The organism is Halopiger djelfimassiliensis (assembly GCF_000455365.1).
Classification (GTDB): Archaea; Halobacteriota; Halobacteria; order Halobacteriales; family Natrialbaceae; genus Halopiger_B; species Halopiger_B djelfimassiliensis.
In genome coordinates this window covers 23,854-44,299 of the sequence record NZ_HG315684.1, presented here as the reverse complement: position 1 = coordinate 44,299, position 20,446 = coordinate 23,854, and the positions used below count along the sequence as shown (strand labels likewise).

Below are 20,446 nucleotides of genomic sequence, written 5' to 3'. Positions count from 1 at the left end.
GCCGACATGGAATCGTGTGAGAAGTGATGCAGGGAGCAGGATTTGAACCTGCGGACTCCTACGAGACAGCGCCCTGAACGCTGCGCCGTTGGCCAGACTTGGCTATCCCTGCTCGCACTTCCCTCTTTCCGCCGCCCCTTCAAACCCCTTTCGATTCCATCGGGCAAACGGGAGCCGGTCTCGTCGCTCACGGCGCCGGCGAACGTCGTGCCACAGTGGGATCGGGGGCGTCGGATCATGGTCGTCTATAGCTGTACTGCGTCTTCGAGTTCGGTCGCGCGCGCCTCGATCGTGTCGGCGGCCCGCGTCACCAGTTCCTCGATCGTAAAGGAGCCGTCCGTCTCAACGTGGAAGACGAACGCGTTCGGGACGTCCTCGACGCGAACCTCCTTGCCAGGATAGCGATTCGAGAGATCGTGGTCGAACTCGCTTGTCGGCACGAGTTCGCCGTTCTCCTCGACGACACCCCGAACGATCTGGGGCTCCGGATCCTCGAACTCCGGCAGGTCGTCTTCGACCTCCACGCGCTGGAGGTGTCGGTACCCGACCGCCACGCCGCCCTGATGTTTGGCGTGGTCCTTGCCGCGGTCGAGGATCGCGTCGGCCTCCGCCTCGAGGCGCTGGCCGTCCTTGAGTTCGATGATCGGAACGTTCTCGTCGGCCGGCTGGACGAGATCGTCCTCGGAGACGAGATCACCCGAGTAGGCGGTTGCCGGCCCTTCGACGTCGATCGAGAGCGTGACGGTGTCGTCCGCTGTGAACTCGCCTTCCGGCGGGGTCGTCAGCGGGACGAGCCCGAGCCGGAGCGCGAGTTGTTCGTCGAACATGACCGACGAGTTCTCGACGAACCGGACGGTATCGATCGCCATAGTCGGCACGTCGGCAAGCATCGCTCGCCGGATGCCGTTGGCGAACGCGGGCGTCACGCCACGGACGAGAAACCGTGCGTTCCGGTCCTCGCGTTCGACGAACTCGACGTCGTACTCTGCACTCATGGTCTAGTAGCCGCCCTTTCCTTTCGGAGCGCGCGATCCGTCGTGTGGGATCGGCGTGACGTCCTCGATTCGCCCGATCTCGATACCCGAGCGAGCCAGCGCGCGGATCGTCGCCTGCGCGCCCGGACCGGGGGACTTCTGGAGGTTGCCGCCGGGACCGCGAACGCGAACGTGCAGTCCCGTGATGCCGGCTGCCTTGACCTCCTCGGCGACGGACTCGGCCATCTGCATCGCGGCGTACGGCGAGGCCTCGTCGCGGTTCTGTTTGACCGCCGTCCCGCCGGAGGATTTGGCGATCGTCTCCGCTCCCGTGAGGTCGGTCACGGTCATGATGGTGTTGTTGAACGATGCGTGCACGTGGGCGATGCCCCACTTTTCGTCGTCCTGACTCATGGTTTACTGACCCTCCGCGCGTTCGGGGTGGAGTTCGTCCGCAAGCGGGCTGTTCTCGTCGAAGGCGACGAGCTCCTCCTCGTCGACGTCAACGACGTACGACGGGACCCGGTGGCGCTGATCGCCGACCACGATGTGGCCGTGCGTGATGAACTGGCGGGCCTGCTGTGTGGTGTTGGCAAGCCCGTTCCGGTAGACGACCGTCTGGAGTCGGCGCTCGAGGACGTCCTCGATCTCCAGCGACAGGACGTCGCCGAGTTCGTCGGCCTCGTCGAGGATGCCGACGCGCTTGAGTCGCCCGAGGAACTCGTCGGAGCGACGGATGACGGTCTCGTCGCCCTGTGCCTGCCCGAGCAGGTCGCGAGCCTCGCGCCGGTAGGAACGAAGCTGGGACTGGGCTCGCCAGAGTTCCTCCTTGTTCTTGAGGCCGTAGCGGTCGATCAGGGAGTGCTCGGTGGCGATGCGTTCACCCTGGTAAGGGTGGTTCGGCGTCTCGTACTGTTTGGTGTCGGTTCCGAGTGGCATCGTTATTCACCCTCCCCTTCGTCGCCGCCTTCTTCGGCTTCTTCGCGGATCTCTTCGACGTTGACTCCGATGGTGCCCTCCGTACGACCGGTGGACTTGGTTCGCTGACCGCGGACCTTCTGGCCGCGCTTGTGGCGAACCCCCCTGTAGGAGTCGATCATCTTCATCCGGTTGATGTCGTGCTGGCGGGTCAACTGAAGGTCGTTGCCGATCTCGTGGGTCGTTTCGCCGGTGTAGAAGTCCGACTGGCGGTTGTTGAGCCAGTCCGGAACTTCGTCGGCGTAGTTCTCTACGAGTTCGACGACCTCGTCGATGACGTCGTCGTCGAGCCGACCGAACGTCGCCGTCCGATCGACGCCCGCCTCTTCGGCGATGATCCGGGCGGTTCGTCGACCGATCCCGTTCATCTCCGAGAGCGAGCGCTCGACCGACTTCGTCCCGTCGAGGTCGGTTTGACCGATACGGACGAAGTACTGAAGGTCTTCGTCCTCGTCTTGCTCTTGGGGTTCTTCCGCGCTCATGTATCGTGTATCTGTGTCTGGTCTGCAGGCGTTGCAATTGCGACTGGCGAAATGCCAGCCCGGTAAATCCGACGTCGTGGCGGGGATTCGAACCCCGGAGGCTTGACGCCACATGGTTAGCAACCATGCGCCTTGGGCCGCTTGGCTACCACGACACCGTGTCTCTATCATCGCCCTCGCGGACTCGGGGACGGCGTCCCCTACACGTATCGCACTCCAACCTACCCCCGTCTGGTACTTAAGCGCAACGAAAGGCTACGAGGGACACCCACCGTTCACGCCGACGCCGGCCCCCAGCCGTTGCGGGTTGGAGTCGGGAGTATGCCGGTCATGGGACCGACTTATTATCGATCGGACAGTACGTGGGCGCAACGAGTGTCCAGAAACGATCTCCTCGTACGGCTGCTCGCAACCGTCGGCGGCATCGTCGCCGTCGGACTCACAGCCGCGACCATTCGGTCCCCCGTCGAGACCGGCGGTTCCGGCGGCGTCGGTTCGGAAGGACGGCCCTCACAGCCCTCGGTCGTCGAATCGACCGAAGGCGGCGGAGCGCCCGTGTTTCTCGAGTATCTCGTCTACGCGATACTACTCCTGATTGCGGTCGCGCTCGTCTGGTATCTCATCGCCCATCGACGCGAGTTCGTCCGGAGCGTCGCGGTCTGGCTTGTCCTCGTGCTCGTCGCGGCCGCCGTCCTCTGGCTGGTCACGTCGGTCTGGGACGGGAATCCGGGGGCGTTCAAACCCCCGATGGAACCGACGGGGAACGAAACGGGTACCGGCGGTGACGGGCTCGGCGGGGACAGCGGGAACGACGGGACCGCGCTCTCCGTGGGGCCGCTGTTTGGCCTCCTCGCGCTCATAACCGCGGTCTTCGTCGGCGGATTGCTCGTCAGCCGCGGAACCGATCGTTCCGAATCGACCGCGGCCGACCCGGACGAGAGTCCCGGCTCCGACCGGACGGTCGAGGATGCCGCCGCGGTCGGTGCCGCGGCCGGCCGCGCCGCCGATCGGCTCGAGAACGCGACGGATGCGGACAACGAGATTTACCGGGCGTGGCGGGAACTGACGCGCCTGCTCGAGGTCGACCGCCCGGAGTCGAGCACGCCACGCGAGTTCGCCAGCGCCGCGATCGAGGCAGGGATCGATCGGGAACACGTCGACGAACTCACGCGACTCTTCGAGGACGTCAGGTACGGCGATACGGAGACGACACCGGAGATGGAAGCGAGGGCGGTGTCGGTGTTGCGCCGCATCGAAGCGACCCACGCCGAGACCGACTCGAGTTCCGAATCCGACCGTGCCGGAGGTGGCGAATGAACCGCCGGACCGCATCGTTGCTGCTCGGCGGAGTCGCGTTCGTCGGAGGAACGGCGGCTATCGCCGGGATCGTCGTCCTCGGACTGGACCGGTCGACGATCGTTCTGGTGGGTCTCCTCGTTTTCGTCTGCGGGGTCGGCTTCGTCCTCCGTCGCCGTGACACACGCACCCGGACCGAGACACCCGACCCCGAGCGCCGAATCGAGGCCCCGACGCCGGGGGAATCGCTTTCGAGCGCCCTCTCCGAGTTTCGGACGCGAACGGCCGGCTACTCGCCGGCCAGCCGGCGAACCGTCGACGACCTCCGGTCGGCGGCGGTCGCCGCGCTCACCCGGTTCGAGGGCGATTCCGTCGAGGAGGCGACGGCTCGGCTCGAGGACGGCACCTGGACCGACGACCGGATCGCAGCCGCGTTCCTGTCTGACTCGCTCGACCAACGACGATCAGTCCGCGAACGGCTCCGGACGGCGGTCGCTCGCGGTCGCGAAAGCCAGTTCCGGGACGGCGTCCGGCGAACCGTCGCGGCCATCGCCGCGATCGGCTCGAACGAGACGGCGACTGGGGACGAACGACCGCTCCCCGACTACGACCCCGAAGGGGGGACGACCCGGTTCGACGACCGCGGGTCCGAACCCGATCGCGACTACCGGACGAGCACCGATCCAGCCGACGATTCGGGGATCACCCTCCGTGGGCTGCACTCGACGGCGTACTGGGCCGGGATCGGTGCTGTCGCGCTGGTTGCCGTCGGGATCGGGGCGATCGCCGAGTCGGCCGCCGTCGTCCTCTCCGGCGTGGTCGGTATCGGCTACGCTGGCTTCGCTCGCGCCCTCGAGCCGCCGACGCCCGACGTTTCCATCGAGCGAACGGTAAGCGACGATGCTCCCGAACCGGGTGCGGAAGTCGACGTAACCGTGACGATCACGAACGAAAGCGATCGGTTCGTGCCCGACCTCCGGTTCGTCGACGGCGTTCCGCCGGGGCTTGCCGTCACCGACGGCTCGAGTCGACTCGGGACCGCACTTCGGCCCGGCGAATCGGTCTCGCTCGAGTACACGGTGACGGCACAGCGCGGCCGTCACGAGTTCGATCCCGCACTCGCGATCGCGCGAGATCCGTCACAGGCGGCCGAACGCGAACTCCTCGTCGAAACCGAGACCGCGCTCGTCTGCGACCCCGAACTTCGACCGGTCGCCGCGCCGGTCCCGTTGCGGACGGCCACCGGCGCTTACGCCGGTCGGCACCCGACCGCCGAGGGCGGTTCGGGAACCACCTTTCACTCCGTTCGCGAGTATCGCCCGAACGATCCGCTCGCACGCATCGACTGGAATCGCCGGGCGAAAACCGGCGACCTCGCCACCCTCGACTTCCACGAGGAGCGTGCGGCACGCGTGGTCGTCCTCGTCGACGCCCGGAAGGCGGCTTACCTCGCTCCGGGTCCCGGCGAGCCACACGCCGTCGATCGATCGGTCGCCGCGGCCGGTCGGATCGCCGGCTCGCTACTGGAGGCGGGGGAGACGGTCGGTCTCGCCGGACTCGGACCGGTCGGTCGCGGTCGAGCCGGAACGACGGGAGCGGAACCGTGCTGGCTGCCGCCGGGATCGGGACGCGACCACGAGATCCGGCTGCAAGAGCGTCTCGCGACGCATCGCCAGTTCGAAACGCTGCCGCCGGAGCGCGAGAGCCGATGGGTTCCACAGCTTCGAACGATCCGGAGTCGCCTCTCCTCCGAGACCCAGATCCTGTTGCTTTCCCCGCTGTGTGACTCCGCCTCGACTGACATTGCGCGCCGACTCGATGCGCGGGGACACGCGGTCACCGTCGTCAGTCCCGATCCGACCGCGACGGCGACCGTCGGCCAGCAACTCGCGGCCGTCGCCCGACGCGTGCGGCTTGCCGACCTCCGGCGAGCCGACGTCCCGGTCGTCGACTGGCCGGCAACCGACTCGATCGACGACGTGTTCGCCCGGCAGGCCGCCAGTGGTCGACAATGAGCGTCCCTCGCGACGGCGGTGAGGACGCGACCGTCACTCGACGGCCGACCCGCTTCTCGAGCGGCGTCAGTGCCGTCGCCGCGGCCGTCGCCGTCCTCACGTGTGCGCTTGCCGGGACGACCGCGCTCGGGTTCGCCGGCCTCGGGGCCGCAGTGCTCGGTCTCGGCCTCGTCCGCGGCCGGTCCCGAATGCTCGATGTCGGGGCACTGGTCCTCTTTTTCGGCGTCGTCATCGGCGGACTCGAGACCAGCGGGATCGCCGTCGAGGCGACGGTCGTCGGAACGATCGCGACCGTACTCGCGTGGGATCTCGGCCACGGGGCCGTCGCTCTCGGCGAGCAACTCGGCCGGGATGCGCCGACGATCCGGCTCGAAGCGGTCCAGTTGCTCTCGAGTCTGTTCGTCGGACTGGTGACTGGGACGCTCGGCTACGCGGTGTACGCGGGTTCGAACGGCGGTCAGCCGGCGGCCGCGGTCGTCCTGTTGTTGCTCGCGGCGGCACTGCTCACGATCGGACTCGGGAGCCGGGACAGCAAGCGCTCGAGTCGGCGCGGCGTGAGACCCGGGAATCGAGGCCGCCGATGACCTAGACTTCGGCGTACTCGTCGATGTACTTCTCGTTGACTTCCCACTCGTCGTCGCCGTTTCGGACCATGTACTCTCCGTAATAGGGGACCCGGTTGGTGACGGTTTCGCGAAACGCCTCGCGGATCTCGGGTTTGGTCATCTCGCCCATCGCTCGGAGGTCGTCGTTGCGGTTGAGACACCCCTTCAGGTATCCTTCGTGGGTGACCCGCACCCGATGACAGTTCGCACAGAAAGTCGGGTTCTCGACCGGATCGACGATTTCGACCATCCCGCCGGACGAGTCCGGCCCGCCGCCGACCCAGTATCGCTTTCGGTCGTGCATCTCCCGGTGTTCGATCTCGGCCGCCCGCTCGGCCAGCCAGTCGTGGACGCGCTGGATATCGACGTTCCACTCCGGCTTACCCGTCAGTTCCGGCATGTACTCGATCAACTGGAGTTGCAGGCCGTCGTTCTCGGCGACGTGGTCGACCATCTCCGGCACGTAGCCCGCGGTGTGCTCGAAGACGACCATGTTGAGTTTGACCGGATCGAGACCGGCCGCCAGTGCCGCATCGACTCCCTCGAGAACGCGCTCGTACGCGCCGCTTTTCGTGATCTCGGCGAAGTCCGCGGGATCGAGGGCGTCCTGTGAGACGTTGACCCGCTCGAGACCGGCATCGACGAGGGCGTCGGCGCGATCGGGGAGGAACGTACCGTTGGTCGTCAGCGAGACCTCCATCCGGGCCGGCGTCCGCGCGATGATCTCCTCGAGATCCTGTCGGAGCATCGGCTCGCCGCCCGTGAACTTGACCGCGTCGACGCCGAACTCGGCGGCGACCTCGAGAAACCGGACGACATCGTCGGTGTCCATCTCGTCGTCCTGTGGATCCATCGGTCCCCGTGTGTCACCCAGCCCCTCGTTGTGACAGTAGACGCAGTCGAAATTACACCGATCAGTAAGAGAGACGCGAACCCCCGTCACCTCGCGCCCGAAATCGTCGGTGAGCATACGCCCCCGTTGCAGACGGATCCGCTTAAACACGCCGGGTATTTCCGGAATATCGTAACTGAAACTCGTTTCGGATCGGGTGGTCGTCGGCGCGACGCCGCGACACCGTCGGTCTTTGAGGCTGGCAATGGTGGAACCGCCCATGAGTACCATCGCCGAACTCGCCGTTCCGGCCGCGGAGTTTGCGCTTCGTCATACCCTCGAGACGACGGACGGTCTCGACGTGGAGATCGAACGCGTCGTCGCGTACGATCCCGACTCCGTCATGCCGTACGTCTGGTTCGCCGGCGACGAGTCGACGCTTTCGGCGGTCGACGACGCGCTCGAGTCGGATCCAAGCGTCGAGACGGCCGACCTGCTGACCGATATCGGCGACGAGCGACTCTATCGGATGAACTGGATCGACGACGTGACCGTCATGCTCCACCTGTTGACCGAAGAGCAGGCGACCGTCCTCGAGGCGACCGTCGAGGGGACACAGTGGCGGTTTCGGGTGCTCTTTCCCGCACGCGACTCGCTCTCGCGGACGTACGATTTCGCGACCGGACAGGGGCTGACGGTCGACATCCGCAGGATTCACCGGCTGGAAGAGGAACAGCGCCACGGTCGGTACGGACTTACTGACGCCCAGTACGAGACGCTGGTCACGGCTCTCGAGCAAGGCTACTACCGGATTCCCCGGGAGATGGACATGGAAACGCTGTCGGACGAACTCGGGATCTCCCATCAGGCGTTGTCCGAGCGGCTCAGGCGGGCCCACCGGGCGCTCGTCGAGGAAGCCGTCGAAGCGGGCGACCGGAACGGACCCTGATGCTGGCAGAAGACCTACGCCGAGTCCCCGCTAACGGGTGTGTATGGACGAGGACATGCTCGCGGATCAGCGCCGACTCGTCGAACTCGTCGAGGCGGAAGGATGGGACGTCACCGACCTCGAGTTGTCGGCCTACGACAGCCCGTGGGCCGACGAGGACGACCCCGAAGCGACGGTAACGATCACCGCCCGGAAACCCTACGAGAGCGACGACGAGGGCACCGGCGATGACGACGAGAGCCCGTTTCGCGTGAAGTGACCGCGTGCGGTCGCCTCAGCCTTTGATGTTACAGACCGGGAACGTCCGCGCGACCTTGTCGCCGATGCCGAGTTCGTCGGAGACGCGGACGACCTCGTCGACGTCCTTGTAGACGCCGGGGGCCTCCTCGGCGACCGTCGCCCCGGACTGGGCCTTGACGTAGATCTGCTCTTGATCCTCGAGTTGTTGCTGGACGTCGCCGCCCCAGTACTCGTTTTTGGCCTGCGTACGACTCATCAGCCGACCCGCGCCGTGGGCCGTCGAGCCGAACGTAAGCTCCATCGAGTGCTCGCCGCCCCGCAGGACGTAACTGCCCGCACCCATGCTGCCGGGGATGATGACCGGCTGGCCGACGTCGCGGTAGGCCTTCGGAACGTCGGGATGGCCGGCGGGGAACGCCCGCGTGGCACCCTTCCGATGGACGTAGAGCTCCCGTTGCTCGCCGTCGACCGTGTGTGTCTCCTTTTTCGCGATGTTGTGGGCCACGTCGTACAGCAGGTGCATCTCCATCTCCTCCCACGAGCGATCGAAGACCCGCTCGAACACCTGCCGCGTGCGGTGCATGATGAGCTGTCGGTTGACCCACGCGAAGTTGATCGCCGCGTTCATCGCCGCGTAGTAGTCCTCGGCGAGTTGCGAGCCAGCCGGTGCGGCCGCCAGTTCCGTGTCCGGCAACTGGTTCAGCAAGCCCTGGTGTTGTTGCTCGATCTTCCGGAGGTAGTCGTTGCACGTCTGATGGCCCAGCCCCCGCGAGCCACAGTGGATCAACACGACGATGCGGTCCTCCTCGAGCCCGTACGCCTCGGCGACCGCGTCGTCGAAGACATCGGTCACGCGCTGGACCTCGAGGAAGTGATTACCCGAGCCGAGCGACCCGATCTGGTTTTTGCCGCGGTCTTTGGCCTTCTGGCTGACCTTGCCGGGATCAGCGCCCTCGCGCATCCCTTCGTCCTCACAGTGGAGCAGGTCCTCCTCGACGGCGTGGCCGTTCTCGAGCGCCCAGTCGACGCCGCGGGCGAGGATTTCGTCGACGGTGTCGATTCCGGCTTCGACGATGCCGCCGCCGCCGAGCCCGGACGGAACGTTGGCGAACAGCGAGTCGACGAGTTCCGCCTCTTTTCCCTGAAGCTCCTCGTAGGTCAGGTTCGTCCGCATCATCCGGACGCCGCAGTTGATGTCGTAGCCGACCGCGCCGGGCGAAATACAGCCGTCTTCGGCGTCCAGTGCGCCGACCCCGCCGACCGGGAATCCGTACCCCTGATGGCCGTCGGGCATACAGATCGCGTAGTTCGTGATCCCGGGCAGGTGGGTCGTGTTCGTGATCTGCTCGAGGGTCTTGTCGTCCGTGATCTCCTCGAGGAGTGATTTACTTGCTAGTACGCGCGCTGGCGCGCGCATGCCATCCTCCTGCGGAACCTCCCAGACGTACTCACGCACCTGCTCGAGCGTGATGCCGTCGGCGTCGAACGTGGCGTTGCTCATACGCGACCCTCGGTTCCCGACGATGAAAGAAGTTCGTCTCTCCGCCAGCGCGGCATGGCTCTGTGGCTTACACGTCGAAGACGACGTACGCCTCCCAGACCGACCCTCCGTCGTCGGTAGTGATACGCTCGAGTCGCATCTCCGAGTAGGTGACGGCCTTCACTTCGCGAGCGTCGATGTCGGCGAGCGGGACGCCGCGGGCGGTAGCCTCGAGCGACCAGCCGTCTCCGGCGTCGGTTTCGTCCGGCCCGGCGATCGACTCGACGCGGTGATCGACGGGGAGTTCGTGGCGAACGTCGCGGAGATAGATCAGCTCATCGAGATAATCGAACAGGAGGGCCTCGCGGCGTTCCGCCCGCACCGAAACCGAAAAGCGGTCGCCGCTATCGGCCGGTATCCCCTCACACGACGCGGCCGCGAGTCCGTCGGCGACAGTCGCGAACACGGCCTCGAGAGAGCGGCCGGTGGCTTCGACCGCGACGTCGGCAGTGTGGTCACGTAGTTCGAACCCCATCACGAAGGGCTTTGGAGCGCGGCGTCGTATGCCCGTCGATACGCGCCCGCATGTACTGCGTCTGACGTTCTCGAGTCGATCGTGCCGGTGGAATTATATTGGCGACGATGTAAGGCTCTGGTAGTGAGCGTCAACATCGACAGTCGCGTCGTCACGCCGGGGAGTGACGACTTCGTCGACGAAGCCTGGCAACTCAAGGAGGAGATCAACCGTCAGGAAGACGTGCTCAAACAGCGATACGACTTCTTTACCGACGCGTACCGCCGCTCGAAGGTTCACTGTTATCTTCAGGAGGGCGAACTCATCGGCTTCGCCGCCGTTCGACGCGACGGCTACATTCTCTTTCTGGCAGTCTCCCCGGACTACCGCGGCGAAGGCATCGGCAAACGGCTCGTCGCTCGAGTCGCCGACGACCACGACACCATCACCTGTCACGCCCGTACGAGCAACGAGAACGCCCTCCAGTTCTACGAACACCTCGGGTTCGATATCAAACGACGAATCGACAACTACTACGAGGACGGCGGCGACGCCTACTATCTGAAACTCGGCTCCAACGGCGGTATCACGGACAAGATTTCGGAACTGATGCGTCGCTGACGCTCCCGGGACGTGCCCGGTGCCGACCGTCGAATCGACAGGCGGAGCAGGCAGAACGCCTCGAAAATATCCTTGACGCGGTCCCCGTAGTAGCTCCGAACGAGGCGAACGTCAACGAGTCGCTAATTCGATTGATTCGGCAAGGTTATACGCCCCCACCCACGACTACCCGAGGCGCATGGAGGAGCGAACGAGGGCCTATCTTCGGGGGCGATTCCGCGATCACTACCGCCGAACGGAACTGACGCCGCCGCCCGCGGCCAACGAACGCGAGTGGGGCTTTATCCCCTGGACCGAGGGACCCGGAACGACGATGGTCCGCCATCGTTCGCTGCTCGAGCTGGGCGATCTTTCGGAGTTTCTGGTCCGAAAGCGGCCGCGACACGTCTACTTCTCGGCGGGCCGGTTTCGCGATCCCGGCGCGAGTTCGATGCAGGAGAAAGACTGGCAGTCGGCCGACCTCGTCTTCGACCTCGACGCCGACCATCTACCGTCCGTGACGCTCGGCGAGGACTCCTACGCCGAGATGCTCGCGACGTGTAAGGACGCCCTGCTTCGCCTGCTGGATTTCCTCGAGAACGACTTCGCCTTCGAGGAGATGGAGATCGTCTTCTCTGGCGGGCGCGGCTACCACGTCCACGTTCGCGACGACAACGTCCGCCATCTCGACCGCGAGCACCGCCGCGAGATCGTCGACTACGTCCGCGGTATCGGCCTCGAGTTCGAGGAGTTGATCGAGACGGAGACGGTCGCCGGACTGGGCCGGAAGACGCCGACGAAACGACGCACGTTACGAACCGAGGGCGGGTGGGGAGCACGGACACACGCCCACTTCATGGACTTTATCGACGACCTGCTCGAGCGGGAGGAGAACGCGGCCCTCGAACGTCTTCAGGAGTTCGAAGGGATCGGCGAGGGGAAAGCCAAAGCCACGCTGAACGCCGCTCGAAACAACCGCGAGCAACTCGAGGCGGGCAACGTTACCGTCCATACCGCGGTCTCGCAACTGGCCGAACGGTTCGCCGCGACGGCCGTCGAACGGGATAACGCCCCGATCGACGAACCGGTGACGACCGACACGAACCGACTCATCCGACTACCGGGCAGTCTACACGGCGGCAGCGGCCTCGAGACCGTTCGACTCGAGCGCGACGAACTCGAGGCGTTCGATCCGCTCGTCGACGCCGTCCCGGAAACGTTTACCGGCCAGGAGATCGCCGTCGACGTTACCGACGGCGGCGTGGTCGAACTCGGAGGAGATAGCTTTACGGTCACGGAAGGTGACCAGTCGCTCCCGGAGTACGTTGCCGTGTTTCTGATGGCACGCGGTCGGGCTGAAAAGGAGAAAGAATGAACTTGGACGAACTACGCTCGGTCCAGAGCAAGGAGCGCCAGAAGGACAGCCTCCAGAACCTTCGCCCCTCGTTCTATCAGGAGGTCGGGGAGTACATCGCCGAGCTGGAGGCCGAACGCGACCGCGCGGCCGAGCGTGCCGAGGACCCCTTTTCCTCGCCCGAAGTGAGCCGGCTCACCGACGAGATCGAGACCGCAAAGGACGTCGTCGAGGCGATCTACGAGCGCCGAATGGGTAAACTCGTCAAGCAAGCCAGCCTCGCCGCGGCGGGCATGCCGGCCGACGACGAGGGCCTTACCGCCGAGGAGGCCGACCTCTTCGACGATCTCGTCGACCGGATCGAGTCGAACAAGTCGCGAGTCCTCGACGTTCTCGAGGGCGGCGAGGAACGCGCCGACCCGGCTACCGCGTCCGACCCCGAAGCCGTCCCGGAACGGGCCGCCGAAGGGCCGGCGGGCGGCCACGAGACGCCGGCAGAACCGTCGACCGATCGGACGGCCGAGGCGGACACACCGCCCGCGCCGCCACAGGAACCCCCGGCGGAGTCCGCTCGCGAAGCCGACGCCGCCGGAGCCGCCGCTCCCGACGAGCCGGCCGACTCGAGCGGGATCTCCCCCGCGGACGTGATGGGCGGCGAGGATGCATCCGTCGGCGAGTCGGCTCCGATCGCCGACCGCGAGCGTGACCGCGACACCGGGTCGAACGCACCGGCCGACGCTCCGCCGCGGGACTCGCCGGACGACCGCGGCGCTGACGGCGCTGCCGAGCGGGAGACGACCGCGAGCGCCGCCGCGACGAACTCGGTGGGAGCCGACGGTGCCGACGACGGGACCGACGTCAACCGCGTCACCGTCAGGATCACCCGCGACGTCGGCTCGATCCTCGGCGTCGACGACCGCGAGTATACGCTCTCGGCCGACGACATCGTCTACTTGCCCGAGGAGAACGCGACCCCGCTCGTCGAACAGGAGGCCGCCGAACCGCTCGAGTGACCGTTCGGTTCGGTCCGGAACCACAACGCATACAACAGCCGTCGCTAACACACGGCCATGCTCGACGTAGGCGACGAGGCACCCGAGTTCGAACTTTCCAACCAGCACGGCGAGACGGTCCGCCGGTCCGACTTCGACGGCCAGCGACTCGTCGTGTACTTCTACCCCCGAGCCAACACCGACGGTTGTACGACCGAAGCCCGGTCGTTCAACGAGGCGAAGCCCCAGTTCGACGACCGCGACGTCGCAATCGTCGGCATCAGCGACGATCCCGTTTCGGACCTCGAGACGTTCGCGGCCGACTACGATCTCGCGTTCGATCTGCTGTCGGACGAGTTCGGTGAAGTCGCGACGTTGTACGAATCCTACGGCGAAAAACGGATGTTCGGAAACACCTTCGACGGCGTCTTCCGGAACACCTACGTCGTCGGTCCCGACGGTCGGATCGAGGCGGTCTACGAGGACGTCTCCCCCGAGGGACACGCACAGGAGATCCTCGAGGACCTCGAATCCGAGTCGCCCGAGGTCGCTCCCTGATATCGCCTGCAGTCGCGGACGCTCGGTCTCGGTTTTCCGTCAGTATCCGCCGGTGTCTCGCGCCGACGGATCGCACCTAACCAGCGAAAACGCAGCGTCGCCGGAGCGAATCTGCGAGCGGCCGCCTACTGGAACGTGCGCCCGAGCTGTTCGTCCTGTGCGGGTTCGGCCTGCTGGAACTCCTCTTCGATCTCCTCGTAGCGCTCGCGCGTGTCGGGGGTCACGCTCGCGTTGACCTCCTCGAGGGCGTGTTCGAAGTGATCGCGGCTGATACGGACGTTCTCGATGGTGTCGGGCATCTCCTCGGGATCGACCGAGTTGATGAACTCCCGGCTGGCGGCCATCGAGGCCTCGCGACAGACCGCTTCGATGTCGGCCCCGACGTAGCCCTCGGTCTCGGCCGCGAGCCACTCGAGGTCGACCGCGTCGGCAAGCGGCTTGTTGCGGGTGTGGACGTCGAAGATTTTCCTGCGGGCTTCCTCATCGGGGACGGGCACGTGGACGTGCCGGTCGAGCCGTCCCGGCCGGAGCAAGGCGTTGTCGATCAGGTCCGGCCGGTTGGTCGTCGCGATGACGACGACGTCCTCGAGTTCCTCGAGACCGTCGAGTTCGGTCAGCAGCTGGGAGACGACCCGTTCGCCGACGCCGGAGTCGCCCTGACGCTGGCCGCGTTCGCCGGCGATGGAGTCGATCTCGTCGAAGAAGATGACGGTCGGTGCGTTCGACCGTGCCTTCTCGAAGATCTCGCGGACGCCCTTCTCGGACTCGCCGACGTACTTGTTCAGCAGTTCTGGGCCTTTGATCGAGATGAAGTTCGACTGGGCCTCGTTGGCGACGGCCTTCGCGAGCAGGGTCTTGCCGGTGCCCGGCGGGCCGTACATGAGCACGCCTTTGGCCGCTTCCATGTCCATGGCCTCGAACACCTCGGGGTAGTCGAGGGGCCACTGGATCGTCTCGCGGAGGCGCTCTTTGGTATCCCCGAGCCCGCCGACGTCGTTCCAGGTGACGTCGGGGACCTCGACGAAGACCTCCCGCATCGCGGAGGGCTGGATGCCCTTGAGCGCCTCCTTGAAGTCGCGTTCGGTGACCTCGAGCGATTCGAGGACGTCGGCGTCGATCTCGTCCTCCTCGAGGTCGAGTTCCGGCCGGATGCGCCGGAGCGCGTTCATCGCCCCCTCGCGGGTGAGACTTTCGAGGTCAGCGCCGACGAAGCCGTGCGTGTTCTCGGCGTACTGCTCGAGATCCACGGCCTCGGCAAGCGGCATTCCGCGGGTGTGGACCTGCAGGATCTCCTTGCGACCTTCCTTGTCCGGGACGCCGATCTCGATCTCGCGGTCGAACCGACCGCCACGGCGAAGCGCGGGGTCGATGTCGTCGATGCGGTTGGTCGCGGCGATGACCGTGACGCGGCCGCGCTCCTCGAGCCCGTCCATCAGGCTGAGCAGTTGCGCGACGACGCGGCGTTCGACGTCACCGCCGGCCTCCTCGCGTTTGGCGGCGATGGAGTCGAGTTCGTCGATGAAGACGATCGCGGGAGCGTTCTCCTCGGCCTCTTCGAAGACTTCGCGTAGCTGCTCTTCGCTCTCGCCGTAGTACTTCGACATGATCTCCGGCCCGGAGATCGTCTCGAAGTGGGCGTCGATCTCGTTGGCGACGGCTTTGGCCATCAGCGTCTTGCCGGTGCCGGGCGGCCCGTGCAGGAGCACGCCTTTCGGCGGCTCGATGCCGAGTTGCTTGAACAGCTCGGGATGGCGCATCGGCAACTCGATCATCTCCCGGACCTGATCGAGTTCGTCGTCGAGACCCCCGATATCCTCGTAGGTGACGTTCGGGACGCCCTCGGCGGAGGTTTCACCGCCGGCGGTGACCTGTTCGGCCGGCGTTTCGGAGATCTCGATGTTCGTCGAGTCGGTGATGACGACGGTGCCACTCGGTGCCGTACTCGCGATCTTCAGCGGGACCGACTGGCCGGAGCTGGCCATCGGACCAAAGGAAAGCGAGAACGGCACCGTCTGGCCTTCGGTGACGGCCTGACCGCTCAGCTTGTCGCGCACGAGCGGGCCGATATCGCCCCGAATCCGGAGGTTCTGTGGAAGCGCCACGGTGACGGACTTCGCCGGGTCGACGTCCGCGGGTTCGATCGTCACGCGGTCGTCGATCCCGACGTCGGCCTCCTGTCGGAGCCGACCGTCGATCCTGACGATCCCCCGTCCCTCGTCCTCGGGATAGCCGGGCCAGACGCGGGCGACGGCCTGCCCGTCGCCTTTGCCCTGAATGACGATGTAGTCCCCGTTCTCGAGGTCGAGTTCGCGCATGGAGACGCGGTCGATCGCGGCGAGTCCACGGCCTGCATCCTTCTGTTTGAGCGGTTTGACGGTAAGTTTCATCGGTCGCCCTCCATCTCGACAGTGAGGACCCCGTTTTTGATAAACGTGTGCGCGTCGTCTGCACCGTCGGGGAGTTCGAGTTCGTACTGTTCGCCGTCGACGACGACGATAACGGTGTCGTCGACGAGATCGACCGAGGCGTCGGTGGGGGAGCCGAAGTCGACCGCCACCACCGTCCGGTCGTCGTAGTCGTACCGACGGGCTAACTGCCCCTCTCCGCGGGTGAATTGCTCGAGAGTCATGGTGTAACTAACCCAAAGTAAGCACTTCTAGTATATAAGCCTTCCCCCAAATGATCCGGGGACGGCGGGGCGATACGCGAAAAGGTCGCTGTTCGCAGTTCACAGTAAGGCCGGTCCGCGTCGGCGGCCGTAACCGAAGTCGGTGACTTTTCCCACGCGGCACACGCAGTGACGGACATGATCGACGAGACGCCGGTTCTCGACAATCACCTCCACCTCGATCCGGACAACAATCGGGGCATCGACGCCGTGAAAGACTTCGCTCGAGTCGGCGGCACTCACCTGCTGGTGGTGAACAAGCCCTCGTGGCACCTCGGCGTCGAGGCCGAGACGGGCGAGGATTTCCGGACGGTCTTCGACCGGACCATCGAGATCGTCGACGAGGCCTCGAGCGAACTCGAGGGACGGGCCTGGCCCGTGCTCGGCGTCCATCCGGGGTTGATCTCGCGGCTGGTCGACGACCGCGGGTTCACGCCCGCTGAGGCGCGCGATCTCATGCAAGCCGGTATCGACGTCGCCGCGGAGTACGTCGGGTCGGGCGCGGCGCTGGCGCTGAAGTCCGGCCGTCCTCACTACGACGTCGACGACGAGGTCTGGGCGGCCTCGAACGCGGTCATGCGCCGGGCGTTCGAACACGGGGCCGAGCTGGACTGTGCCGTCCAACTGCACGCCGAGGCCAGCGAGGACATGACCGAGGTGGCCGAGTGGGCCGCCGACGCCGGTATGCCGTCCCACCGCGTCGTCAAACACTACGCGAGCGGCCGACTCGCGGGACCGACGCCGAGCGTTATGAGCGAGAAGGATCGCTTAGAGACCGCCGCCGAACGCGGCGAGCCGTTCCTGATGGAGACCGACTACATCGACGACCCCGACCGACCCGGCGCGGTACTCGGTCCCAAGACGGTTCCCCGGCGGGTGCGGTGGCTGCTCGAGAACGGCCACGAGGAGGCCGTCCGCATCGCCCACGTCGAAACCCCCGAACGCGTCTACGGAATCGACACGGAAGCGACGCTCGAGCGGTCCTGAGCGCCAAAAACGGGTGTATCGATTCGACGTAAGGTAGAGAAAGGCATTTCAAGCGGCCGGTGTAGGTGTCTGTATGAGCAATCCCCCGACCGAGTTCTACTCGGAGGAACGCTGGCAGAACTGGATCGACCGCATCAAAGACGAAGACATCGATCCAGAGGACGAATCGTCGGCGCGGCTCCTGTTGAACCTGCAAGACGATACGGCGATCGCGATCGCCAAGATCGTCGCCGCGTACGACGACGGGGAACTTGAACAGGAGGAAGCCCTCGAGGAGATCGACGACGTCCGCGAGATCGTACTCAGCGAGGTCGACATCGAGGACGAGGAGAAACTGATCCTCGTCGACGGCGTCCAGACGAGTCTCGTCTGCGTCTTCTTCGCCGCAGAGGAGTACATCGCGAACGGGCCCGCCGACGAGGGAAGCGTCGGCGACTACCTCGGCGCTGCGGCCGACGCCGAAGCCGAGGAGGACCTCGACGCCGCGCTCGGCTATGCCGCACAGGCAGGGACGCTCATCATCGACGGCGACGAACTGGATATGGGCGTCGCCGAGGACCTCGAGTACGGCCTGGTTACGGAGTGGATCAACGGCCTCGACAGCCTCCAGAGCGCGATGAGCGACCCCGAAGTCGTCGAAGAAGACGAATAGCGAGGACGATTCGCGTTTCGTGTCGAAACCGCACCGACGAGCGACGGCACCCGGACGAGGCGACAAACGGCGCGCCCGCCGTCGCGTCGATCACCATCGAGATAATTCGACGCTTGTCGAAATTTCGAACGACAATACCATATATCTCGCTGTATAGTATTCGGCTATGACAGCAGTCGGTATCGACGCCATCGAGATCTGGACCGGCAATCTCAAACTCGACTTACCGGGGACGTTCGCGCCCGAGAAGGGCGAAGACCCCGAGAAGTACACGAAGGGGCTCGGCCTCAACGCCAGTTCGTTTCCCGACAGCTACGAGGACATCGTCACGATGGGGGCCAACGCCGCTCATCGGCTGATGGATCGGAAAGGGCTCGAACCGAACGATATCGGCCGCATCGACGTCGCAACCGAGAGCGCCTTCGACAACTCCAAACCGGTTTCGACGTACGTCGCTGGCTGTCTCGAACAGGTCTACGACGGTGACTTCCACCACGCGAACAAGGGCGAGCGGAAGTTCGCCTGCATCGCGGGCACCCAGAGCTTAGACGACGCGTACAACTGGATCCGCGCGGGTCGAAACCGCGGTCGTGGGGCGCTTGTGATCGCGACCGATACCGCACTCTACGCCCGCGGCGACGCCGGCGAGGCGACCCAGGGCGCGGGGGCCGTCGCGATGTACATCGCCGAGGACCCCGACCTCGTCGAGCTTTCGGCCGAGCAGGGGTATGGCTCGGCCGACGAGACGGACTTCCTCAAGCCAAACCAGCAGTTCCCTTCCGTCGACGGCAAACGCTCCGTACAGGTGTATCTCGCCCGCATGCGCGAGGCCCTCGAGGACTACGAGACCGCCGCCGGCGACGTCCACCCCGACGATTTCGCGTTCGCCCCGTTCCACACGCCGTTCCCCGGGATGGTCCGGAAGGCGGCCCTGCTCGCGTACCGACACGTCATCCGCGATACGACGATCGAGGACGAACTCGCCGACGAGATCGGCCGCCAGCCCCGTCCGGAAGGGTTCGATACCGACGACGACTACCGCGATGCGCTCCGGGAGTACATGGACGCGCTCAAAGACACCGAGCAGTACCGGGAGTGGTACGCCGAGACGATCGACCCCACCCTGTCGATCTCGCGCGAGGTCGGGAACTGGTACACCGGGTCCGTCCACGTCGCCCGCGCGAGCGTGCTCAAAGCCGCGCTCGAGGAGGGCCGTGATCTGGCCGGCGAGACGCTACTGGTCGGCTCCTACGGCAGCGGGGCGCAGGCCGAGATCCACGCCGAGACCGTTCGGGACGGCTGGGAGGACGAGATCGAGGCGCTGAACGTCGACGACCAGCTCGCCGATCGCTACGACATGAGCTGGGAGGACTACGAGGAAGTCCACGACGTCCACAACCACGAGATGGACGTCGACGTCGAGGAGTTCACGGCTCCGGAATCGGAGTTCGTCTTCGACGGCTGGGGCCGCATGGGCGAACGGAAGTACCGCTACGTCGAGTGACTTCGCCCGCGGCTAATCCGTAGGCGTTCGCGCTGCGTCCGCTGTACAAAGTCCGGGAGAGGTCGTGTTCGAGCGCGCACTCGAACCCACGACGAGCCGTCCGCCCCGTCCACGCGACCGGCACTCGTCGAACTGGTGAGTTCACTCTCGCAGGGGGTGCCCCGGTGATCGCCTCGCAAACCGAGTGACCCTCGAAAAACGAACGTCTCGGTCCGATACACATTGGTCACGCGGTGAGCGTTATGTTATCCGTCGATGAACGATAGGTTCTCGCGTTTTCGTGAATACCCAGCGGTCGCATCGGGACTCGCTTCTCGAGGCCGTGGTGTCCCGCCGAAACGGACTCGTCGACGAGGGGTATCGAGATCACGAGACCCATAGCACTGCCGTAGGATCACTCATCCGACTGGTATCGGCCGATGCGTCTTTGGGCGAGCGCAGCGCGCGCTCTACACGCCGCGCAATTATCCTGCCCCGTAGGGACATCGCGCTTTGTCCGTATCGGGAAACCCCCCACTGGTCAGTATCCTAACGTTCTTTAGGATAGATTGCGTACCGCAGAGATGCGCACGAAAGTGCGCCGAGCCGGAGTGCACAGGACCAACCACACACTCCGGCTCGCCGATGCCCCCGCGGAGCGGGAGCAATCCACCATTGGCGCTGGCGAAATAAAGACCTGCCGACGTTCCATTGACCAGCCGTCGCTGTCGCTGCGTCCCTTGCTGGATTGTGTTTCGCTGCGTCGGGGCCTATAAGCGAGGGTAAA

At 65.6% G+C, this 20,446-nt stretch carries 21 protein-coding genes and 2 tRNA genes; 12 read left to right on the top strand and 11 right to left on the bottom strand.

The genetic code is table 11. The features are described 5' to 3' along the window. Positions 1–27: 27 nt before the first annotated feature. The 6 genes from TX80_RS00240 to TX80_RS00215 all read right to left on the bottom strand — a co-directional run bounded on the left by TX80_RS00240 (position 28) and on the right by TX80_RS00215 (position 2,589). Positions 28–112: transfer RNA gene (locus TX80_RS00240), tRNA-Leu, on the bottom strand. A gap of 133 nt (positions 113–245) precedes the next feature. Further along, complete coding sequence (locus TX80_RS00235) at positions 246–995, bottom strand: DNA-directed RNA polymerase subunit D (protein ID WP_049920825.1); 750 nt, start codon at positions 993–995, stop codon at positions 246–248. Between the two features lie 3 nt (positions 996–998). Then, positions 999–1,388, bottom strand: coding sequence for a 30S ribosomal protein S11 (locus TX80_RS00230; protein ID WP_005579703.1), 390 nt, complete (start codon positions 1,386–1,388; stop codon positions 999–1,001). A 3-nt stretch (positions 1,389–1,391) separates the two neighbouring features. Further along, positions 1,392–1,913, bottom strand: coding sequence for a 30S ribosomal protein S4 (locus tag TX80_RS00225; RefSeq protein ID WP_049920823.1), 522 nt, complete (start codon positions 1,911–1,913; stop codon positions 1,392–1,394). Between the two features lie 2 nt (positions 1,914–1,915). Continuing rightward, the gene (locus TX80_RS00220) at positions 1,916–2,434 is read right to left on the bottom strand and encodes a 30S ribosomal protein S13 (RefSeq protein WP_049920822.1); all 519 of its coding nucleotides are present in this window, start codon (positions 2,432–2,434) and stop codon (positions 1,916–1,918) included. Between the two features lie 72 nt (positions 2,435–2,506). Then, positions 2,507–2,589, bottom strand: a tRNA-Ser gene (locus TX80_RS00215). A gap of 220 nt (positions 2,590–2,809) precedes the next feature. On the opposite strand from TX80_RS00215, the gene TX80_RS00210 reads away from it, so the two are divergent. The 3 genes from TX80_RS00210 to TX80_RS00200 are packed head-to-tail and all read left to right on the top strand — an operon-like array spanning position 2,810 to position 6,329. Then, complete coding sequence (locus TX80_RS00210) at positions 2,810–3,751, top strand: DUF4129 domain-containing protein (RefSeq protein WP_049920820.1); 942 nt, start codon at positions 2,810–2,812, stop codon at positions 3,749–3,751. Beyond that, positions 3,748–5,745, top strand: coding sequence for a DUF58 domain-containing protein (locus TX80_RS00205; RefSeq protein ID WP_049920819.1), 1,998 nt, complete (start codon positions 3,748–3,750; stop codon positions 5,743–5,745). Before TX80_RS00210 ends, TX80_RS00205 begins: the two co-directional genes overlap by 4 nt. Then, entirely contained in the window at positions 5,742–6,329 is a 588-nt protein-coding gene (locus TX80_RS00200; RefSeq protein WP_049920818.1) for a DUF7519 family protein, read from the top strand. Before TX80_RS00205 ends, TX80_RS00200 begins: the two co-directional genes overlap by 4 nt. Before the next feature lies 1 nt (position 6,330). Here TX80_RS00200 and moaA read toward each other — a convergent pair whose 3' ends face one another. After that, a complete protein-coding gene (moaA, locus tag TX80_RS00195) occupies positions 6,331–7,320 on the bottom strand; it encodes a GTP 3',8-cyclase MoaA (protein WP_049922120.1) in 990 nt (329 codons plus the stop codon). Between the two features lie 142 nt (positions 7,321–7,462). On the opposite strand from moaA, the gene TX80_RS00190 reads away from it, so the two are divergent. Both TX80_RS00190 and TX80_RS00185 read left to right on the top strand, forming a co-directional pair. Next, on the top strand, positions 7,463–8,131 hold the full coding sequence (locus tag TX80_RS00190; protein WP_049920814.1) for a helix-turn-helix domain-containing protein: 669 nt from the start codon (positions 7,463–7,465) through the stop codon (positions 8,129–8,131). Between the two features lie 43 nt (positions 8,132–8,174). Continuing rightward, on the top strand, positions 8,175–8,390 hold the full coding sequence (locus tag TX80_RS00185; protein ID WP_049920812.1) for a hypothetical protein: 216 nt from the start codon (positions 8,175–8,177) through the stop codon (positions 8,388–8,390). Between the two features lie 15 nt (positions 8,391–8,405). Here TX80_RS00185 and TX80_RS00180 read toward each other — a convergent pair whose 3' ends face one another. Continuing rightward, entirely contained in the window at positions 8,406–9,872 is a 1,467-nt protein-coding gene (locus TX80_RS00180) for an RtcB family protein (RefSeq protein WP_049920811.1), read from the bottom strand. Between the two features lie 67 nt (positions 9,873–9,939). After that, on the bottom strand, positions 9,940–10,386 hold the full coding sequence (locus TX80_RS00175; protein ID WP_049920809.1) for an archease: 447 nt from the start codon (positions 10,384–10,386) through the stop codon (positions 9,940–9,942). Between the two features lie 123 nt (positions 10,387–10,509). Between TX80_RS00175 and TX80_RS00170 the strand changes: the two genes are divergently transcribed. The 4 genes from TX80_RS00170 (at position 10,510) to TX80_RS00155 (ending at position 13,869) form a co-directional block, all read left to right on the top strand. Then, on the top strand, positions 10,510–10,986 hold the full coding sequence (locus tag TX80_RS00170) for a GNAT family N-acetyltransferase (protein ID WP_049920808.1): 477 nt from the start codon (positions 10,510–10,512) through the stop codon (positions 10,984–10,986). A gap of 178 nt (positions 10,987–11,164) precedes the next feature. Further along, entirely contained in the window at positions 11,165–12,340 is a 1,176-nt protein-coding gene (priS, locus tag TX80_RS00165) for a DNA primase small subunit PriS (protein WP_049920807.1), read from the top strand. Continuing rightward, positions 12,337–13,332, top strand: coding sequence for a hypothetical protein (locus TX80_RS00160; RefSeq protein WP_049920806.1), 996 nt, complete (start codon positions 12,337–12,339; stop codon positions 13,330–13,332). Before priS ends, TX80_RS00160 begins: the two co-directional genes overlap by 4 nt. Positions 13,333–13,389: 57 nt before the next feature. After that, positions 13,390–13,869 carry a peroxiredoxin gene (locus tag TX80_RS00155; protein WP_049920805.1) on the top strand — a complete coding sequence of 160 codons (480 nt, stop codon included), beginning with the start codon at positions 13,390–13,392 and terminating at the stop codon, positions 13,867–13,869. A 125-nt stretch (positions 13,870–13,994) separates the two neighbouring features. Here TX80_RS00155 and TX80_RS00150 read toward each other — a convergent pair whose 3' ends face one another. Next, positions 13,995–16,256, bottom strand: coding sequence for a CDC48 family AAA ATPase (locus tag TX80_RS00150; RefSeq protein ID WP_049920804.1), 2,262 nt, complete (start codon positions 16,254–16,256; stop codon positions 13,995–13,997). Next, on the bottom strand, positions 16,253–16,498 hold the full coding sequence (locus tag TX80_RS00145) for a DUF7127 family protein (RefSeq protein ID WP_049920802.1): 246 nt from the start codon (positions 16,496–16,498) through the stop codon (positions 16,253–16,255). Before TX80_RS00145 ends, TX80_RS00150 begins: the two co-directional genes overlap by 4 nt. Before the next feature lie 177 nt (positions 16,499–16,675). On the opposite strand from TX80_RS00145, the gene TX80_RS00140 reads away from it, so the two are divergent. The 3 genes from TX80_RS00140 to hmgB all read left to right on the top strand — a co-directional run bounded on the left by TX80_RS00140 (position 16,676) and on the right by hmgB (position 19,680). Beyond that, positions 16,676–17,524 (top strand): TatD family hydrolase, encoded by an 849-nt coding sequence (locus TX80_RS00140; protein WP_049922118.1) that lies wholly within the window; start codon positions 16,676–16,678, stop codon positions 17,522–17,524. 73 nt (positions 17,525–17,597) lie between these two features. Continuing rightward, a complete protein-coding gene (locus TX80_RS00135; RefSeq protein ID WP_049920801.1) occupies positions 17,598–18,176 on the top strand; it encodes a DUF2150 family protein in 579 nt (192 codons plus the stop codon). 166 nt (positions 18,177–18,342) lie between these two features. Next, on the top strand, positions 18,343–19,680 hold the full coding sequence (hmgB, locus tag TX80_RS00130) for a hydroxymethylglutaryl-CoA synthase (RefSeq protein WP_049920800.1): 1,338 nt from the start codon (positions 18,343–18,345) through the stop codon (positions 19,678–19,680). Positions 19,681–20,446 lie beyond the last annotated feature (766 nt).